General features: G+C 50.8%; 15 protein-coding genes. 5 read left to right on the top strand and 10 right to left on the bottom strand.

From position 1 onward, the window contains the following. Window positions 1-82: 82 nt before the first annotated feature. The 9 genes from EHT25_RS22115 to EHT25_RS22075 form a co-directional block, all read right to left on the bottom strand. A complete protein-coding gene (locus EHT25_RS22115; RefSeq protein WP_124877347.1) occupies window positions 83-889 on the bottom strand; it encodes a class I SAM-dependent methyltransferase in 807 nt (268 codons plus the stop codon). Window positions 890-1,002: 113 nt separating this feature from the next. Beyond that, complete coding sequence (locus EHT25_RS22110; protein WP_229311740.1) at window positions 1,003-1,722, bottom strand: hypothetical protein; 720 nt, start codon at window positions 1,720-1,722, stop codon at window positions 1,003-1,005. Between the two features lie 14 nt (window positions 1,723-1,736). Then, complete coding sequence (locus EHT25_RS22105; protein WP_124877346.1) at window positions 1,737-2,891, bottom strand: glycosyltransferase; 1,155 nt, start codon at window positions 2,889-2,891, stop codon at window positions 1,737-1,739. Next, entirely contained in the window at window positions 2,875-4,215 is a 1,341-nt protein-coding gene (locus tag EHT25_RS22100) for a hypothetical protein (protein ID WP_124877345.1), read from the bottom strand. Before EHT25_RS22100 ends, EHT25_RS22105 begins: the two co-directional genes overlap by 17 nt. Next, window positions 4,212-5,348, bottom strand: coding sequence for a glycosyltransferase family 4 protein (locus EHT25_RS22095; RefSeq protein ID WP_124877344.1), 1,137 nt, complete (start codon window positions 5,346-5,348; stop codon window positions 4,212-4,214). Before EHT25_RS22095 ends, EHT25_RS22100 begins: the two co-directional genes overlap by 4 nt. A gap of 7 nt (window positions 5,349-5,355) precedes the next feature. Further along, window positions 5,356-6,567, bottom strand: coding sequence for a glycosyltransferase family 4 protein (locus tag EHT25_RS22090; protein WP_185731449.1), 1,212 nt, complete (start codon window positions 6,565-6,567; stop codon window positions 5,356-5,358). Next, a complete protein-coding gene (locus EHT25_RS22085; RefSeq protein WP_124877342.1) occupies window positions 6,564-7,913 on the bottom strand; it encodes a lipopolysaccharide biosynthesis protein in 1,350 nt (449 codons plus the stop codon). The genes EHT25_RS22090 and EHT25_RS22085 overlap by 4 nt, the downstream gene beginning before the upstream one ends. Window positions 7,914-7,970: 57 nt before the next feature. Beyond that, window positions 7,971-9,080 carry a Wzz/FepE/Etk N-terminal domain-containing protein gene (locus EHT25_RS22080; protein ID WP_229311739.1) on the bottom strand — a complete coding sequence of 370 codons (1,110 nt, stop codon included), beginning with the start codon at window positions 9,078-9,080 and terminating at the stop codon, window positions 7,971-7,973. Beyond that, the gene (locus tag EHT25_RS22075) at window positions 9,080-11,416 is read right to left on the bottom strand and encodes an SLBB domain-containing protein (protein ID WP_374756169.1); all 2,337 of its coding nucleotides are present in this window, start codon (window positions 11,414-11,416) and stop codon (window positions 9,080-9,082) included. The genes EHT25_RS22080 and EHT25_RS22075 overlap by 1 nt, the downstream gene beginning before the upstream one ends. A gap of 295 nt (window positions 11,417-11,711) precedes the next feature. Here EHT25_RS22075 and EHT25_RS22070 point away from each other — a divergent pair, with 295 nt between their 5' ends. The 3 genes from EHT25_RS22070 to EHT25_RS22060 all read left to right on the top strand — a co-directional run bounded on the left by EHT25_RS22070 (window position 11,712) and on the right by EHT25_RS22060 (window position 18,284). Next, a complete protein-coding gene (locus EHT25_RS22070) occupies window positions 11,712-14,543 on the top strand; it encodes a hypothetical protein (protein ID WP_229311735.1) in 2,832 nt (943 codons plus the stop codon). A 96-nt stretch (window positions 14,544-14,639) separates the two neighbouring features. Next, window positions 14,640-16,796, top strand: a complete 2,157-nt coding sequence (locus tag EHT25_RS22065; protein WP_124877341.1) for a glycoside hydrolase family 31 protein — start codon at window positions 14,640-14,642, stop codon at window positions 16,794-16,796. 63 nt (window positions 16,797-16,859) lie between these two features. Further along, entirely contained in the window at window positions 16,860-18,284 is a 1,425-nt protein-coding gene (locus tag EHT25_RS22060) for a GDSL-type esterase/lipase family protein (protein ID WP_124877340.1), read from the top strand. A gap of 13 nt (window positions 18,285-18,297) precedes the next feature. Here EHT25_RS22060 and EHT25_RS22055 read toward each other — a convergent pair whose 3' ends face one another. Next, entirely contained in the window at window positions 18,298-18,564 is a 267-nt protein-coding gene (locus EHT25_RS22055; RefSeq protein WP_124877339.1) for a hypothetical protein, read from the bottom strand. Window positions 18,565-18,908: 344 nt separating this feature from the next. On the opposite strand from EHT25_RS22055, the gene EHT25_RS22050 reads away from it, so the two are divergent. Next, window positions 18,909-19,496 (top strand): RNA polymerase sigma-70 factor, encoded by a 588-nt coding sequence (locus EHT25_RS22050; RefSeq protein WP_124877338.1) that lies wholly within the window; start codon window positions 18,909-18,911, stop codon window positions 19,494-19,496. Further along, window positions 19,493-19,780 carry a hypothetical protein gene (locus EHT25_RS22045; protein ID WP_124877337.1) on the top strand — a complete coding sequence of 96 codons (288 nt, stop codon included), beginning with the start codon at window positions 19,493-19,495 and terminating at the stop codon, window positions 19,778-19,780. Before EHT25_RS22050 ends, EHT25_RS22045 begins: the two co-directional genes overlap by 4 nt. Window positions 19,781-19,861 lie beyond the last annotated feature (81 nt).

The following is a 19,861-nucleotide window of genomic DNA, read 5'->3' as shown; positions in this document are numbered from 1 at the left end:
TGGTAACTCATTTATCATTGTGCTAATTTCAGTCGATGTACGTTGAGTCAAGAACCCTGAATCAGAAGCTGGCTGGCGCACTTTATTTAATCGCCGAAATCATCATGTATAACCCGTGTTCCGGAAAAAAAAGCCTGATCAGCCAGCGGGGATATAGCCAGCGGCTCACTGTCAGCAGCCAGCTTCGGTGGCGCTGACCAGCCTGTGATGACAGCAAATCGGCGTGGGTCAGAACGGTTTGAATGGAAACCTGGCTAAACGAGGCAAACAACTGCTTCGCTTCGACTTTGCTGTAGGCTTTCGTGCCCGGACTTTCCAGGTAATTGGCATAAATGGTTGCCAGACTCGTATTGGGTTTGCCTTTTGCCAGACCGTACCGCAGCCAGAGCAAATAGCCAACCCAACTGTGTTTGTGGTAGATCATCACGTTGGCCCGCCCACCCGGTTTCAACACCCGAAAGATCTCGTTCGCGACGCGGGGCGTATCCGGGCTGTGGTGAATGACACCCCACGAATACACCAGATCGAACGTACCGGTTTCGTAAGGCAGATTTTCGGCATCGGCCACGCGCAAATCCGAACGAAGGCTGAACAGGGCCAGGCGTTCGCGGGTGTGGTCGATGGCGCGTTCGGTCAGATCGCAGCCGTGTAAGTTGGCGCGGGCTTCGGCAAATTTCTGGTGATCGGCGCCCAATCCCACCCCAATTTCCAGCACCTGTCGGTTGGTGTAGGACGGAAAATCCGCGAATTCGCGGATATACGGTTCCAGGACATACCGGTCTTTGGCCTGCTGGTAGTATTTTTGCCGGAGCGTTTCGCCCTTCAGATATAAGTCTTCACCGCAGGAAGCTTCGTTCCAGAAATCGTGAACTTGTTGTTTCGCATTCATGGTGCCGATTCATTAGGCCGAACCTGTACCAAATATCGACAGCAGCCGGGAGCCACAATGTAGAAAACCGTCCATTATGCACGTCTTAATAGCAAAATGAAGGCATAACACCGCTATTTTCCGTACGAGCGCAACCGGATGTATTGCCGGATTCCGTAATCGATCTGCGCTTTTCCCACGCAGGCCGGAGTGGAGGAGCAAAATTGAAGTTGTACTTTCTCTTTATAAATCAAGCCAACCTGCCGGGCGTAGACTTCCAGCCGTTTGTCCTGCGAAACCAGCGTCGAATCATTTTGCTGAAAAATGGTGGCCGTTTCGGGAAAAGTTTGATTCAGAACCCGATAGGGTATGCCGGTGTTTTTAACCTGATACAGGTCTTCGCCCGCCGAGTTAAAGGCGTTTCCGTTCCACTCAAACCGATCGACAACCGGGAAAACCAGCTTGACAAAGGAGCGGTTGTTTTCATTTTTTATCAACTGACTGTTCGCAATCCGGAAGCTGCTCACCGAGTCGGGCACCCAATCCTGGCTGTCATTCAACCGGCGGTATCGCTCGATGCGGTACAGGATTCCGCCTGTAGGATCACCGGTTGCCGGGTCCGCAACGGTACCCGTAATCGTTTCGCGCAACTGGTAGGTCTTGGTCGTCGAACTACCGTTGAGCGAAAATTGCTGCTCCGTGACGTCATAAATCCAGTAGTTTCCTTTTTCCAATGGCTGATAATCATACCCCGTGGCCAGTGGTTCGGTCGTAGTCTGACAGGCGCAGACCCAAAGAGTTGCGATTAGCGCAGGAAAAAGGCGAAATGGCCATACGGTTTTGATCCGGTTCATGAGCAACGGCGGTTTTAGTTAGGAACTTCCGATTCGGCCTGTTCGGCCAGCGACACCAGCAATTGCCAGCAGCTCCGGCTGACTTCCGGCCAATCGGGTAAGGTAGTCGAGCGCATACGTCCGGCAGTTATTTTACGTTGGCGGAGGGTTTCGTTTCCATAGCCGGCGTGGATGGTGTCGACAATGTTTGTGGCCGAAAGCGGATCGAAATAAAAGGCGGTTTCTCCACAAACCTCTTCCGCAAAATCCCGCTGGGACGTAAAAATAGAAACGCCAAAGTGCATGGCGTCGACGTAGGTAGCGGTAAACGATTCCAGCAAGGTTGGCAGAATAAGGCCGTCAACCTGTTGATACAGGGAAGCGACGCAATCGGCGGGTACGTTTCCAATCGGAATCAGCATGTCTTGCAGCGATGCATCGGCAATTTGATCCAGGAGTTGCTTCGCCCGGCGGTGTTGCCAGGCTTCGATGGTCAGGAAAATTCGATAGGGAAGTTTTCGGGCCTTCATAATCCGGGCCACTTCAACGAGAATCTCCAGATTTTTGTGCGGATAATAGCGCGACAAACACATCAGGTATGTCAAACCGCTCTCTTTTTTAACGGGTAATTCATACGTTGTGTGACTGTTTAACAGCGTGTAGGCATTCGGAAAAAGCTGAACCGAAGGAAGTTGCGGATAAACCCGGAGCAGCCGTTCCTGCATCGTATTGGTCTGCACGAGCAGGGTTTCCACGTGACCGAGCCGCCGTTTAAAAACCCAGTTGCGCAGTTTAATTTTGAAAATAATTTCCAGCCCCACCTGTTTCCAGAGCGCCCGATCTTCGGGATAAGCCAGGTGCGGCAGATGCAGCAAAACGACCTGCTTGTGCGAAACCGGAGAAGGAAAATTGCCCATCGTAAAAATAATATCGGGATCTATCTGCTTCAAGAGTCGCGGGTACCAGATCACATCCATGTAAGGCCGGGTGATCCAGGGGTTCAGGGCTTTGGGTAAATAATGGAACGTAAGACTATGGGTTTCGATGGTTTCATACCCGCAGTCCTTCGGAGCGACGACGTGGATGTGATCGGTTTCACTTTTTAAATGCTGGATGTTTTTTAAAAAATTCAGGGCCACGTTAAGCCCCCCGGCCGACGCCAGATTGAACGCATTAATGAGTAATTTCATGATCAGGTTGGAGGATAGTCGATCGTTTAATCAATCCGCTTAACAGCCATACCGGAAGCGAGATATACACGAAATGATCCACAAATTGTGGGAAGTAGCCGCGGGTGACAAATTGAAAAATCGCCAGTGAGAAAACCACCTGTTTCAAAAAACCAAGTGGCGTTGTCACAGGATTCCGGCTGACAACAAACCGCAGCCAGAAGCCCATTAAAAACGGCATCAATACAAATCCAAACCAGCCAAACGCGCCATAAAAAGAACCATAATGTAGCGTTGCTTCTCCCGTTCGGGCCCACTGCCGGGGTAATTCCAGGGAATTATCCAGAATGGTTAGCGCTGGTGGCGGATACGGTTTTTCACCATTGGGGAAAAGAAATTTCGGTAAGGCTTTAATAATTACATAGCCAAACATGGTCAGGCCATAATCGTGCTGTATTTCCGGATTCTCTTCGTAATAACGGATCAGATTAAAATCGGCCAGTCCGGCCCGGGTTTGCTCAAAAAACATACCGTATTCAAATTCTACGGGATTATAGGATAATTCAGAAAACCGCCCATGAATAAAATTCCAGCGATTGTAGGTAATGAAGAAGATGAAGTAAGTTAAGATTAACCCAACGTAGATGACCCGGTTATTAGAAATTACGGTGTTTTTGTCAAGACTATAAACCAGAATAAGTCCTAGTATTGTCAGAATAATTCGATATCTAAACCCCATGATGGCAAACAGAACAAAAGCCAATAGGGTTAATAGGCCTACTTTGTATTTATTGCCTTTTAGATAAGCAAATAGAATAATGGTTGTAATGATGCAATCGGCGCAGTTTCGGAAATAATATGAATTGGTTATGCTTTGATGTCCGAATAAATTTTCGTCTGAACTTCCCAGTAAAATATTCAATGGATTAATCCCACTAATCGCAATGTCTGCCACGACGATACTAAAAAAAAATGCGTACAGTAGTAGTACATATTTTTGTAAATAAGAAATGTTTTTTTGATCAATACAGAAGCTGGAATTGCCGAAAGGATAGCGTTTCCAAACAAATCCGAAAACAAACAGCATGTTTGCTACCATGTAAAAAAACATTCCCTTTTCATAATAATCGGTTATTCGCTTGCCCGTAAATTGATATAAACCGTCGTCGCCCATGGAGGTTTCTCTCCCTACCATATAAAAGTAAGTAGGTGTGAAAAGGCAATAGACAGCTAATAATGCTAAACAGATCACGAAAGGAATAACCTGCCGGGGACCGATGCGTCGGACATACTGGAACGCACTAATCAGTGTAATCAGATTGATTGTTATGTAGAGCCAAATCATACGTTTAAGTCATAGGTAACGACATCACTCAGCATTTTTGCGTAATAATCGGAGCTGGTTTTATTCCGGAAATCCAGATTATAACGAGACTGCTTTTTAATTAAATCCGGGTAATTGATCAGGCTTTCAATCGCTAGTTGGAACTCCGTTACGCCGTTTGCCGGGCATATAAAACCATTAACGCCATCAATAATCCATTCGCGGGCTGCACCAACCTGATCACTACAGATAACCGGTAAACCGGCCGCTATAGCTTCGTTAATAACAACGCCCCACCCGTCGTATTTTGAGGCAAATACAAATACATCGGCCAGATTATAGTAATACGGTAAGTCTTCTGCCTGAACGAAACCGATCAACTTAATTCGGGGGTCATTTTCAATTAATTGTTCCAGGTTTTTTCGATCCTGGCCCTCGCCGATAATTAATAGATGAACGGATATATGACTATTTTTTATTGATTTAATAAGGACATTCATGTTTTTTCTGGAAATTAGTGAACCGGAAGATAACAGGATGGGTTGACCGCTTGATTTATACGTTTCACTTAATTTACTAATTTTGGCTCGATCTAAATTTTGTTTATCAAATCGTGAAATATCTATATTATATGGAATGACTGAGGATGGAAAGTTAATTCCGTAATAGTGATAAGTAGTAACGGCTTCGTTTCCTCCCACAATCAGCCGCTGGCAATTCCATTTGATCGGTAGTAAAAAAAATCGTTTTAGCGCGTTTTTAAAATTTGATGTAGAAGACGATAATCGTTCCCCAAAAAAAGCAAGTCTTTTTCCTCGAATCCGTAAAATAAATAAACCTAAAACCGTATTTGGTATCCAGTAAGCCCCGCTAATGATGATATAATCTGAGCGGTCGGTGATTAACTGTCGAATAATCGACCAGCTAAAGTGATAGTCTTTAATTCGTTTCTGAATCCATTTGGCGACTAACGTATCCGATAAGTAATGAACCTGATACGGGCGGTTTTCATTTGAGATATTCCATTGTCTATCCGACTCGGATTTTGCGTAATAAATAACCGTTAATTCAAAATAGACCGACAACGCTTTAAAAAAATCCTGTTGATAGGGCGTCGGTATATTTGTGTAGAAACTGAGCCGGATTTTCGTCATTATTGACCTAATTTGATTTCACGATTTCCTGATAAACCTCCCGGATTCCCTGCCTGAAACGCTCCCATGTATACGTCCGTGCCTGGATGGCGGCCTGGCGCCCCATTTCATACCAGACTTTAGGCTCAGCCATAGCAGCATCCAATACCGCGGCCAGTCGTTCCGGGTTTCGGATGGGAACCAGATAACCGTGTTTACCCTCCGTGATTACGTCCGGCCCGCAGGTGTTTTCGGTCGTAATAACCGGTAAACCGGTTGCCATCGCTTCCAGAACGACGTGCGCAAAACCTTCAGCCAGGGAAGGCAAAACAAAGACGTGACTTCGGTGCAATTCCCGAACCAGTTGCTCCGTACCGATTCCTTTGTGCAAAGTGATTGTCAGATCCTTGTATTCATTGATGATAGGTTGGTCAATGTATCCGCGTCCGCACAGGACTACTTCTATCGACCGGCTTTTCAACAGACGGACGGCTTGCAGCAGGTCGGCCAGCCCTTTCCGCTGGTTCATGCGTCCGACGAAAATGATCCGAAATGGGGTAGTTGACGGCGCTTTCTTTCGTTGGGGAAAAGCCGTTGTATCGACGCCGTAAGGAACCACTTTTATGCGACTGGCTGGTACGCCATTCTCAATCAGTGTTTTACGGGTAAATTGGCTGGCTGTCAGGCAAAAAGTAGCGAGCTGGGGTTCGGCAATCAGGCCGTCCAACCGGCTGTCGGCCAGCGAAAACTCCACTTCATCCCGAATCGATTGGCTGGCGAACGGCAGGCGATCCATTTCCTGCGCAAGAATGGAACGGACCGACGACGGATGCGGGTGCAACTGGAACAGGATTCGGTGCGGAATACCAAGCTTTTCGGCTTGCTGAAACGCCTGAAACGCGTAATAGCTGTACAGGAACAGGTTACTTCCGGTTTTTTCCGCTGTCCGCAAGGCCGTAAGACTGATTTCCTGATCAATCGATGAATTATAATCCCGATGGAAGGCGTGAGCACAGGCGGTTTTCCAGAAAGCCGGTAAAGAATGATTTATTTTGGACGCCGGTAAGCCCTGGCAATACCGCTTTCTGGCGTAGGATGGCGCCGTTTGGTACAGCCAGTCAGGAACATACAATTCCGTGACCAGGCGGTCGAGCCAATCCGCTTCGTGCAACGCCAGACTCAGTTGGTACTGATCCCGGGCGCCGGCATGAGCAGTTACGGATTGGCGGATTTGATTCATTTTCGTAATTGGCTTAACCATGCAAAATCCATGATGATGGCGGGCAGGAACTTCCCGATGCGTTCTTCCAGCAGAATACTGAGACTGTTCTGAAATACCCGGACTACCATAAAAAAATCACCCAGCAATAACCCGATGGCCATACCCGCCAATCCGTAGCGCGGAATGAGCCAGATGGCCGCAGCCAGCGCTCCTAAACTGCTCATGACGAATGCAAAAGCAATGGATTGATGGCGGTTAATGGAAATGGCCGTTGTGGCACTGGTATTCCACAGGCTATACGGTAATGCCGTCAGCAGGAGCACGGTGAAAACCGGCTGAACCGGTTGAATGGTGCCTTTCGTCCAGACGGAAAGGATGGTGCCGCCGGTGATTTCCATGGCAATCAGAAACAGAAATGCCGACCAGAAGGCGATTTGGCAAACTCGTCGGTGGAGTAGAATCGCTTTGGAAAAATCATGATCGACCAGCGCCCGGGTTAATTCCGGCCAGATGGCGGAAGTCAGCACGTTAATGATTTGCCGAATAAAGTTGCAAAGTGTCCGGAGCGTCGTGTAAATGACGACGTAGGTCGGGGTCATAAAGGCCCCAATGAGCAGCGTGCTCCCCTGTAGAACGAGCGAATTGGCGAAGGCAAAACCAAAAAAAGCCAGCGATGGCCCCAGCAGGTGCCGAATGCTGGCGATTGGGAATAAACCGATACGTACCTGACTAACCCAGTGATAATGCCGACGGTAATACAAAAACATCCCCAGCCAGCTCATTCCCCGCACGATTGCGTAGGTAAGCGCAACCGTTTCGGCTTTTCGGCCTTGACTCACCATCAGGATAACAACGCCAAATTCGATCAGGCGAGTGGTGGTAATCCAGATCCGCCCACCGGCATTGTCTCCTTCGGCTCGTGGAACCGCACTGAGAAGCTCCTGCTGAAGCGCCAGCATCACATACAGCATCAGCAATAATAAGGTCAGCCAGGCATCGGATTCATTGATGTACTTGATTTTGAGCCAGGTAGTGAAATCGGATAGGTGTAATCCAAGGGCTAAAACGACCGAGACGATGACACCGAAGCCAATGATTGCGGTCATTCCATAACCGAGTAGTTGGGCCGCTTTGGCATGCTCTTTCCGGCTAATATTCATCAGCAATTCGTTGGACAAGGCCGAGGCCAGTCCGGCATCACTCAGACTCAGGTAAGACGGAATGGTAAAGAGTAGCAGCCACTCACCGTAATAATCCAATCCCCAGTACTGGATCAATAAGGGCACACTGATCAGTTGAATCAGAATCTGACCCGCCTGCCCCAGCACACTTGCCGCAATGGACTGTAAAATACGGCGAAACATCCGCTTCAGGTTTAGTTAAATTAACTCGCTTTCACAATTCCTCATCGCATCGGTTGATCAGTTGGACGGACGGTTTCCGCGCAAACGTCCAAACGCATTGAGCCCCACCAGCACACTATAAATACTCCCGGCAACAAAGCCCAGCAAGGTGTAAGTAAGAACCATTACCGTACGTCGGGGCGATGAGCGTTTCAAGGGAACTTTGGCCGGATCGAGCACCTTAAAAACCGGGGTCTGTTCCTGAACCTTGATTTTTGCCTGTTCAAATTGCTTGGATAATTCCGTGTAAACGACCTGCGAAATGGTCAATTCAGCTTCAATTCGCTGCTTTTCCATCGTGGCGGCCTGCACCACCATGTATTTGTGCTGGTCGCCATACTGAAACATTTTATACTGTGCGGCTTCAAACCGCTGTTTGGCTTCTTTCAACCGATTGGTATAAAATAACAGGTCGCGCCGGACTTTTTCGGTCCGGTATGTCGTCACATACCGGGTCAGATAATCCAGGGCAACCTGGGTGACGGCGGCCACCGCCGTTGGGTCGGGCATTCGGGCCGAAACCGTAATGATGCCCGAACGGGTATCCATTTTGGCCGAAACCCGTTGTTGAATATCTTCCAGCAAATCCTGTTGTTCCTGGGTGAGCCGGATGGTTTGGGGATTAGCGTTGGGCCGCAGGGATTCGGTTTTCTTTTCGGACGAGAACCATTTTTTGCCAAACCAGGAGTCGTTTTGCAACAACAAACTGGTAACACTGACTCGGTTTCCGTCCCTGGTCGGCACTTTTTGATCCAGCAGCGACAGGATGAAGGGCGTGCTTTGCAAGACGTTGGGGTACAGGTCCGGACGTACGGCATCAATGCCGTTGGTTTCCCCAAATTCCAGACCCGCAAACCCGGCTACGGAAGCCAATTTCTGAAGCACATCGCCGGAACCCTGGCTAATTTCGGGCATAATACGGGCTTCGGAGACAAACTCCGGTTTTGTTAACAGGGAAACAATAACGCCTGCAATCGCAAAAAAAGCCGTTATAATGAATACCCGGAACCGGTTTTGCCAGATCAGACTGCCAATTCGCCCCGGCGACAAACCCAGCCAGTAACTTTCCTGAACGGGTTGAGTCATCACGTGGTTCGCGGTCGATATCGTTGCCTGTTGCTCTTTCATCAGAATAGTCGGATAACCGTTAGGACGACAGCCGCCAATGACGTGATTCCGGTCATGACTGCCACCCGTTCGGCGGGCGACAGTTTGCTGTCTTCGCGCCTGGCCTTCGCCGGAATGATCACTTCCATGCCCGGATCGGGCGAGGGGTAAGAGCGGAAAAAGAGGAATTGTTTGGTGCGTCGGATTTGCCCGTTGGCATACCGAACGTACGATTTCTTACGCTGTGCTTTTGACGTAAAACCGCCTGCTTCATCGATGTAGGAACGGAAGGATTTGGTCTCGTTGTAGTCAACTGTCGATGGATTCAAAACTTCGCCCTGGATGCGCACCAGTTCGACTTTTCGGGGAATCGTGATCGAATCACCGGCCAGCAGCAGCAGATTACCGCTATCGGTCGGTTTTTGCAATATCTGGTGGATATCGATGGAAATGAGTTCTCCCTTCCGAATAAAGCGGGTCGCTTTTAAAAACGCGCTGGATTGGAGCCCACCCGCCCGGCTGATGAGTTCGGAAATCCGTTCGGATTTGTCCCGAATGGCGTACCGGCCGGGGTACTTCACTTCCCCCGTTATCGTTACCATTTTCTGCGGTTCGTAGCGGGGCGAGGTCCGAACAAAAACCTCGTCGAAGGGCTGAAGATGGAATCGGGCGTCGGCTTCGGTTAACCGGAGTCGTTCGTCCAGGTCAAACTGAATGATCCGGATATTCTGGTTGTCCGGCAATCCGGTGGTATCGTTCCGGAGACGGCGGGCGATTTCAATCCGTGAGCCCGTCGCTCCTTCCGTAAAACCGCCCGCCAGCACAATCAGATTGGCAACACTCATGCTGTCGGCGTAATCAAACTGACCCGGTTTATTGACGGCTCCCTGAAGACTGACGGTGCGTTTTTCACGCAGATCACCATAGGCCAGAATCGTAACGTTGTCTTCGCGCTGTAACGGGATATCGCTGATTTCGCCCCGCATCAGTTTGCCTAAATCGACGGAAATCAATTCCGGATCAAGGTTTTCACGCAGTCGGCGAATCGTCCCGCGATTCAGAAATGCATCCTCCCGCAACCCTTCCGCAGTCGTGATGAGTTGACGTAAGGTTGGGCTGTTTTGCAGGGCATACGTGCCGGGACGAAAAACCGCACCGTTGATCATCACCCGGTTGCTGAACCGGCCGGTAATGCTGCTGACGACGTACTGATCCCCTTTCTGGGGCACAAAGGTGCCGAGATCAGTTGCCTGAATCGTTCCAATTTCCAGTTCCTTGGCGGTGTTTCGGCGTAACGTCAGCGAAGCAGTATAGGCCCGATCCGTAAAACCACCGGCAAACGCCAGTACGGTTTTCAATAATTCACCTTTTTTGACTTCGTACTGGCCGGGTTGTTTTACTTCGCCATTCAGTTCGACCCGTGTCTCGTAATGATTGACAAAAACAATGTCCTGATCCTGCAAACGGATGTTATCTTTCTGATCGGCACCCAGCAGAAAATCGTAAATATCAAGGGTTCGTATTTGGCGGTTGGCACGGTAGACCCGGATGTCGCGGAACGAACCCCGGCTGGGGTCGGGGCCACCAGCGGCATATAATGCATTAAAAACCGTTCCTAACGACGAGAGCGTGTAGGTGCCCGGTTTAACCACCTGACCGATGAGTGTTACTTTGATACTACGGATGTTACCAAGGGAAACCTGAGCGTAAACACCGCTGCTGGGCGAGTTTAATCCCGTATACAATTGCCGTAGCCGACCAACGATGCGCTGTTCGGCCTGTTCTACCGTTAACCCGTTGACATAAATCGGGCTGAGATTTTCCAGCCGAATGCTGCCTTCCGGATTGATTTTAGTGCGATACGTCTGTTGCGCATTACCGTATACATCAACAACCAGTTCATCGTCGGGGCCGAGCTGGTAGTTTTTCGGGGTCGGAATCCGCAGATTGGGTTCAAATGTCAGGTTGGCGTTGGAAAATAACGATGCGCCAAAAACAGCGGAAGTAGTTTCTGCCTTTGGTTGCTGGGGGGGCGGAACCGGTGAATCGGTCGATTGCGAACGGCTGCCCGCCTGGTCCCGAACGGGTTCCGGTTGTTTCGTTGGGTTGAGTTCCGAAATCCGCTGACGCATGTTGGTAATGTCGGATGGGGTAAATCCCCGCGACAACGCCATTTGCTCGATCTGAGCCTCGGAAAGTCCACTGGCTTTGGCCTGTCGAATAAACTGCTGAACCTGCTCGTCGGTTAAATCAGCCGCTTTCTGGGCAACCGACGGAGAAAGGTTTCCTGAAGCAACGATCAGGAGGCAAATCAGCCAACGAATTTTTCTGCAACTTGCGATACCCAAAAAAATCACGGTGTAAATGAGATTTAAACGAAGAACCGACTGGAATGATCGCCCGGGTTCCTGCTGGTAAATATAGATGGAGGGGTAGGGGTGGTTGTGTAGAAAACTAGCCAAATAGTGTCTCCGATTTTTTCCAAAAAGGAATTCTTGAAACCGTTACCGGTGTTTGGGTTGATTGCGTCCGCCGTTGAATCCGTGAAAAAAGAAATAAAAATGCGGGTTCTGGCAGGAGAAACCGTGATTATTTCGCTTCTTTCCGGCATATCTGGTTCTGCCAGAATCAATCCCTATCCTGTTGAGTGCCATGATGCAGTCATCCGTTCGACGAATTTATTCCATTGCCATTCTGTGGGGAATCGGTCTGGCGGCCGCGGCTCAGACGGTCGCACATCTTCCCGCCTATTCCAATGAAACCCTTCGTAGTAAAACCGACTGGCTGATTGCGAAAACCGCTCAGAAGTCGGCGGTTTATCGGACAAAGGAAGGTTTTCTGGCGTTGAGCAACGGCTTGATTACCCGTTCGTTTTCCGTCGATCCAACCGGAGCGACGGTGGGGTTGGACAACCTGACGACAGGCGAAGCCCTGCTGCGATCGGTTTCGCCCGAAGCGGTTCTCTGGATCAACGGACACGAGATCAAAGTGGGCGGTTTGACCGGCCAGCCCATTCAGAATTACCTGCTGGCGGGCTGGATCAAAACCATGAAAGCCGATCCGTACAGCCTGAAACTGAAGAATTACGAAGTTTCGCCGATCAAAAAACGGATGGAATGGAACCGCCGGACGGCCTGGTCGACGCAGAAAGCGGACTGGCCGCCGAAAGGGCTGGAAGTGACATTTACGTACGGAACGACGGACGAAATGATTCGGAACAACCACAACCGCCTGACTTCCGACGATCGGCGCATGAAACTAGTGGACGATCCGTTCAACAGTTTATCGCCCGATTGGAAGGTTGTGGCGTCACCCGGGAATCAGTCGGCTTCGTTCCGGAATGAGGGAAAACCGGGCGAGATTCAGGTTCCGGCCAACAGCACCTTGTTTGCCGAACGGCCGCTGCCCGAAAAAACCGCCGTCATTCTTTGTAAACTCAATTCGGGAACCGATCAGAGCGTGTATTACGGGCCGGGCGTTGCGCTGACTTTCCCAGACCGATCACCGATCAAGTTCTACCTCTCGCCCGGAAACCAGCAGTTTGGGTTGCAAAACGGCGATACCGGCGAGTTTTTCGAGGGCTTCGATCCGGCCAAATCCTGGTATTTGCGACTCGAACGGACGTTGGGTAAACTGCTTGTATCCGTTTCCGAAGATGGAATTGGCTACAAACCGCTGCGTACAATCGATCTGACTTCGGTTCCGAACGGCATCCGAATCGGCAAAACTGATCAGAAGGGCGGTGTGTCGGAACAACCCTCTTCCAAACCCACGGGCCGGTGCCGGATCGAGCAACTGACGCTGCTGGGAGGCCCGCAGAATCCGGGTGCCGACCTCGATTTTCTGAACGATCTGGTCGTCAAAGTCCATTATGAACTGTACGACGGTCTGCCGCTGCTCAGCAAATGGGTAACGGTCGAAACCGCTTCGAGCGCAGGGTTTGTCCTCAACACGATCAAAACCGAACATCTGGCTGTAACTGAAGCGGAAAGCGCGGTAGAAGGCAAAAAACGCTGGGAACTGCCGCCGATTTTTGCTCAGAGCGACTTTGCGTTCCAGTCGATGTCGCCGAATGCGTCCGAAAATGCCTGTATCGAATGGCAGGAAGACCCGGGCTACCGCACCCAGGTCAATTACAACCTGAAAACGCCTTCGGTGCTGGTTTGCCAGCCACGTCAGGGCATTGGACAGAAAATTGCGCGGGGTCAGCCGTTCGAAAGCATGCGAATGTGGGAATTGCTCTACGACTCGGGGGATCGCGAACGGCGTGGACTGGCGCAGCGAAAAATGTACCGTACCATTGCGCCCTGGGTGACCGAAAATCCGATCATCATGCACATCCGCAGTTCGGCGGATGCGGACGTCAAAAAAGCCGTCGATCAATGCGCCGAAACCGGTTTTGAGATGGCGATCCTGACGTTTGGCAGCGGTTTTAATATTGAAGATTCGACCCGGCAAAACCGGCAGCGAATGAAGGCCCTAAAAGACTACGCGGCTTCGAAAGGCGTTGCAATCGGCGGTTATTCGCTACTGGCCAGTCGGTCGATTGACGCGAAAAACGATGTTGTGATGCCCAAACCGGGTATGACGCCGACCTTCGGCCATTCGCCCTGTCTGGAAAGTGGCTGGGGGCAGCGGTATTTCGAGAATTTGTACCGCTTTTACAAGGAAACCGGCATGGATTTGCTGGAACACGACGGTTCCTATCCGGGTGACATCTGTGCTTCGACCACGCATCCCGGCCACGCGGGTCTGGAAGATTCGCAGTGGAAACAGTTTGTCCGCATCCGTGATTTTTACCGCTGGTGCCGCGAAAAGGGCATTTACCTGAACGTACCGGACTGGTATTTTCTGGCGGGGAGCAGCAAAATTGCGATGGGGTATCGGGAAACGAACTGGTCGTTACCGCGTGAATTTCAGGAAATTATCGAACGCCAGAATATCTACGACGGGACGTGGGAAAAAACACCGTCGATGGGCTGGATGTTTGTGCCATTGGTGGAATACCACGGGGGAGGACCGGCCGCTACCATTGAACCATTGAAGGATCATTTGCCCCATTACGAGCAGCGGATGGCGAATTTGTTCGGTGCGGGTGTACAGGCCTGTTACCGGGGGCCACAGCTTTACGACGCGCCGGAAACGAAGGCAGTAGTGAAAAAATGGGTCGGTTTTTACAAGAAACACCGCCCGATTCTGGATGCCGATCTCATTCACCTGCGCCGACCCGATGGGCGGGATTACGACGCCATCCTGCACGTCGATGCCACCGGCCCGGAGAAAGGACTGCTGATGGTGTATAACCCACTCGATGAGCCCATTACGCGCACGCTGACCGTCGATCTGTATTATACCGGCCTGAAAAATCGGGCTTCGGTCAGCCGACAGGACGGCGCTTTTGTGAGTCAATCGCTGGACGGCACCAAACTCACGCTGAAAGTTACGATCCCCGCCAAAAGTCAAACCTGGTATGTTTTTCAGTGAGATTAAGCGGTTTGTTGAAATCATCTAATAGTCCACGGTTAAAACCGTGGACTGCTAAGTAAAAAAGCGTTCCTAATCCCTCGTTCACGTTCAACTATGCGAATTTCCTCTTTCGTCACAATCCATTCCTTAACGTTTTTTCTGCTGATTTCAACCGCCGGTTTTGCGCAGCAATCGGCCTTTCAGTGGCAGCCCGTCGCGCCGGGTGTGTGGAAGGCCGTGGTGGGAAGCTCCGATGGCATTACGCCGTTGGGCGTTGCCGAAGTGAAACCCCGGCTGGACGGTCTGCAAAAGCTGGGAGATAGGCCGTTTCCGGCGGTTTTGAGCGAAAGTGTTCATGAGAAAACCGATGGAAAAACGTATTTGCGATTTCCGTTGCAACACGACGAGCAACTTTTCGGATTGGGGCTTAATTTCAAATCCGTTCAGCAGCGGGGCTCGATCAAGACGCTGCACGTCGATCACTATAACGGGAAGGACAACGGCCGGACACACGCGCCGGTTCCGCTGTACGTCTCCAACCTGGGCTATGGCGTTCTGGTCAATTCTGCGCGCTACATCACGGTCTACGCCGGTTCGGGCGTGTTGGCGGAAGGAAAAAATACGCCCCCCGAAATGAACCGGAATACGCAGAAGAACTGGAATCCGCAGCCGTATTCCGATGCCGTCGAAATGGTGATTCCGGCGGCCGGAACGGAAGTGTACGTCTTTGCGGGACGCAACGCGATGGAAGTCATGCAGCGGTACAATCTCTATTGTGGCGGGGGGACCCTGCCGCCCAAATGGGGGCTGGGTTTTACGCACCGCACGCCAACCTTGTTTACGGACGAACAAATCCTGAAGGAAGTGGCTGATTTTGAGACCAAAGGCTATCCACTGAGTTTTGTCGGCCTGGAACCCGGCTGGCAGTCGCACTCGTACCCCAACAGCTTTGTCTGGGACAGCACCCGGTTTCCAAACCCCGCCCGGTTTCTGGCGCAGCTGGCCGCGAAAAATATCCGTTCCAATTTGTGGATCAATCCGTATGTTTCTTCGCATTCGCCCATTTTCAGGGACGTTTTGCCGTACACCGGTTCGCATACGGTTTGGGTGGGTCGGGTGCCTGATTTCAATACGGCATCGGCCCGCAGCCTCTACAAGGATTTGTTCTCGAAACAACACCTGACCATCGGTGTTTCGGGTTATAAAGTGGACGAGGTGGATGGGTTTGACCACTGGTTGTGGCCGGATGTGGCCAAATTTCCATCCGGGATTGGCGCGGAACAAATGCGGCAGATTTACGGCTTACAGTTCCAGAAGATGACCGACGGCTGGTTTCGGGAACTGAATCAGCGGACATATGGCCTGGTGCGGGGTTCCAACGCCGGATCGCCCGCTATGCCGTACGTAATTTATAACGATTATTACGACCATCGGGATTTTATTACGGCCTTGTGTACCAGTAGCTTTGCCGGTGTTTTGTGGACGCCCGAAGCCCGAAAGTCGCAAACGGGCGAAGAGTGGCTGCGCCGGATGCAGACGGTATGTTTTTCGCCGATGGCAATGCTCAATGCCTGGTTCGACGGCACCAAACCCTGGACGTTTCCCGAGGTGGCCGAGGAGGTGAAAGCGGTGATGCTGCTGCGGATGCAACTCCTTCCGTATCTCTACACAACCTTTGCGCAGTATCATTGGGAAGGAAAACCGCCCATCCGGGCGATGAACCTGGTTGACGGTTTTTCGTTCGACGAGAAAGCCACTGCCGGACAGTTGAATTCGTCCGAAAATCCGTATGCGATGGCGGTAAAAAAAGACATCAAAGACCAGTTTATGGTCGGTGATTACCTGCTGGTGGCACCCTTGTTTACCGGAGAAAAGAGCCGGAAAGTGGTGTTACCGCTCGGGAAGTGGTACGACTTTTACACCGGAAAACCGGTCGGCGAAGGAGAGGTGATTGAAATCACTCCGGGACTTTCAAAAATTCCGTTATTTGTGAAGGAGGGCGGTATTATTCCAATGATTCCACCGGTTTTACATACGCCGACGGAAACCGACAAACTACCGCTGACCGTCCGGTTTTACGGAAAAACGGAAGCCAGTTGGATGCTGTATGACGACGACGGCAAAACGTTCGATTACGAACGCGGAAAGTTTACCTGGGCGAAACTGGAAGTTAAAAAGAACAAAAAAGGCGAACGGGTTGGTAGCTGGATTGCGCCCAAAGACCCCGGTTTTCATTACACGACGGTTTCCTGGCAATTCATGACTCCCTAACGTACCCACGGACCGACGGCCCCGTACTAAGTCTACTCAACCCGTATCTTAACGACACGACGAATGCGCTCGCTTCTTTTTATTTTTCTTACCCTGCTTGCTCTCCCGGCATCCGCTCAGAGGAAAATCCGGATTGCCTGCGTCGGCAACAGCATCACGCACGGGACTGTATTGCCCGAACGGGAAAATAACAGCTATCCGGCCCGGTTAGCGGTTTTGCTCGGCGATCGTTACGAAGTCAGGAACTTCGGAAAAAGCGGAGCGACTTTACTAACCAAGGGAAATCTGCCGTACCGGGCCAGCACCGAATACCGTCAGGCGCTTGATTTCCAGCCCGATTGGGTGTTTATCAAACTGGGAACCAACGACAGCAAACCGGTGAACCGGGTTTTCCTGAAGGAATATGAGCAGGATTATAAAGACCTCATCGCATCTTTTCAGCAATTGCCGGGCAAACCTCGGGTGGTTCTGATAACCCCGGTACCGGTTTTTTCGGCGGATACGACCGGGATTACGGCCAGTGTTGTGGAGAAAAAAATCCTTCCCGGTGTGCGGCAGGTCGCTTACGAAACCGGTTGTGAGGTGATCAATCTGTATAATTTGTTTCTGGATGCGGAGAACCTGGTGCCCGACAGGGTTCACCCGAATGTGGAAGGAACCGCCCGCATCGCCCATCGGATTAATGCGTTCATTCGGCGGAAAGAGGAACCGGGGTTTGACCTCATTAAAAACGCAAAGCTGACGACGCAACCCTTTAATTTCTACGGTTTTCGGGGGCACGATTTTACGTTTCAGGGCCATAATTCCAGGATTGTGGTACCCAAGCGGTCAGCTCCGGGCCATCCGTGGATCTGGCGTGCCCGGTTCTGGGGCCACGAGCCCCAAACCGACATTGCCCTGCTGGAACGCGGTTTTCACGTTGTCTATTGCGATGTGGCCGAGTTGTTTGGCAACGACGAAGCCATTGCCATCTGGGATGCCTATTACCAGATTCTGACCAGAGCCGGTCTGGCATCAAAGTCGGCGATGGAGGGCATGAGCCGCGGGGGCGTGTATATGTATCGCTGGGCGGTCAAATACCCCAGGCGTGTCGCGGCCATTTACGCCGATGCGCCCGTTCTCGACCTGAAAAGCTGGCCCGGTGGCAAAGGCAAAGGACCGGGTGCCCCCAAAGACTGGGAAACGTTTAAAAAGGATTTCAACCTGAAAACGGAAGAAGAAGCCCTGGCTTTCAAAGGCAATCCCATCGATCTGGTCCCCGAAATTGTCAAAGGCGGTTTTCCGCTGCTGCACGTCGTTGGGGACGTGGATGAAGCGGTGCCCGTCGACGAAAACACCAATGCGTTTGAAGCGAAAATAAAAGCCGCCGGTGGCAACATCGAGGTGATTCATAAACCGCTGATCGGCCACCATCCGCACAGTTTACCCAACCCACAACCGATCGTCGATTTTATATTGAAAGCAACGGGGTATTCAGAGAACAAGTAGGAACGGCAACGAATCAATTGAGCCACAACGTCGTATTGGCATTGGCTTGCTTGTTCCGCTCCAGTTCTTCCAGAACCGCTTTGGCAAAGGCCACTTTATCCGACTTGCGGTATTGCTCGATGGTCCGGTTTTTGGAAGGCGGATAAAAATCCTGATTAATTTGCTGGCAAGCGCCCCACAAATCCGGGTTCAGTTTGATTTTGTACTGGCGGATCGGGGTATCGGCGCCAAACCAGAGATTGATGATGTTACTGACAGTAGGTTTAAGTACGACACTCATGATGTTCTTTAGCGAGAGCTGTTTAATGTTCGTGGTTCGAAGTTAAACTCCGGATTGATACGTAGTTAGTGAAAAAAGGGTCAGTGGTTGAAAAGGAGGTTTAAGCCGCCAAAATGTGCGTATGAAATGCTATCAATACCTCAAAAATAAAGCCACACATCCGATATTAACGCGAAACCAGCTCTTATGGTCTTGATTAAATTGCAAAATTGTGTAGTATTTATTTTGCGGTAAAGGATAATTACAGAATAATCTACTTTATTAGACTATTTATAGATTATTTATTCAATATTTGTAATTCGGCCGGTCGATTACGGGTGGGGATTCAATCATGTTCTATTAAAATGGGCGCTTTCAGGAGGTTGTTATCGACAGAGAGCGATTCGGCAGAAAAACCGGTTCTGCTGGATCTGGAACGGCTGTTCAATGAGTTTTACGATCGTCTGGTCTATTTTTCCCTTCAATTGGTCAAAGATCAGGATCAGGCGCAGGACATTGTGCAGGATGCGTTTATAAAATACTGGCAGGAACGGGAGTTTGTTCTGGCGGATCGCATTGCCGTCAAGAACTACCTGTACAGCACGGTCCGCAATGCGAGCCTGAATGCCATTCGACACGGTAAGGTGGTGGAGGAGTATGTCCGGCAGCAGGGCACGTCCGAGCCGGAAGAACGCTCCATCCTGGAGGCCATCATTTCTGCCGAAGTAATGGCCGAAATTCACATTGCGATCGCGGCACTGCCCGAAAATTACCGCCAGATTTCGGTCATGAGTTACCTGGAAGGCAAGAAAAATCAGGAAATTGCGGACGAACTGGGCATGTCGATCAATACCGTCAAGAAACAGAAACACCGCGCGCTCGAATTGCTGCGGCACCGGCTTTCGCCCGAATTATTCACCTTGCTGCTGATGGGAGCAACCGCCACCTCATGAAACTGACCTGGACATTCTATTCCAAAACCAACCAGCCGATTACACTGACGGTTGTTTATGTGCCGGAACTGGATCGGCACCCGCTGGAGTCGGGCGGTTTTCTGGACATTGAATCCAACCGGGCGTATGTCGATTGGGCAACCTTCAAACGATTTGACGATGCCTCGATCCAGGTGCGAAAAGATGCTTTTGGGCGTCTGGTGCGGGTGACGAAAAACGAAGAAGTAAAGCTCGGCAATGCGCTGGTGCGGTTTGATCCGGAAGGACGCAACCCGGTACAATAAGGTCGTGCGAGCCATCTCCCTGGGAAACGGCCCGCTGTAGTGGCGATTCGTGTGCGGTTTTAATGCTTGTTTATCAGAGAG

The sequence above is a fragment of the Larkinella rosea genome, assembly GCF_003858635.1.
GTDB classification, from domain to species: Bacteria; Bacteroidota; Bacteroidia; order Cytophagales; family Spirosomataceae; genus Larkinella; species Larkinella rosea.
This window is presented reverse-complemented; position numbering and strand designations above follow the sequence as displayed.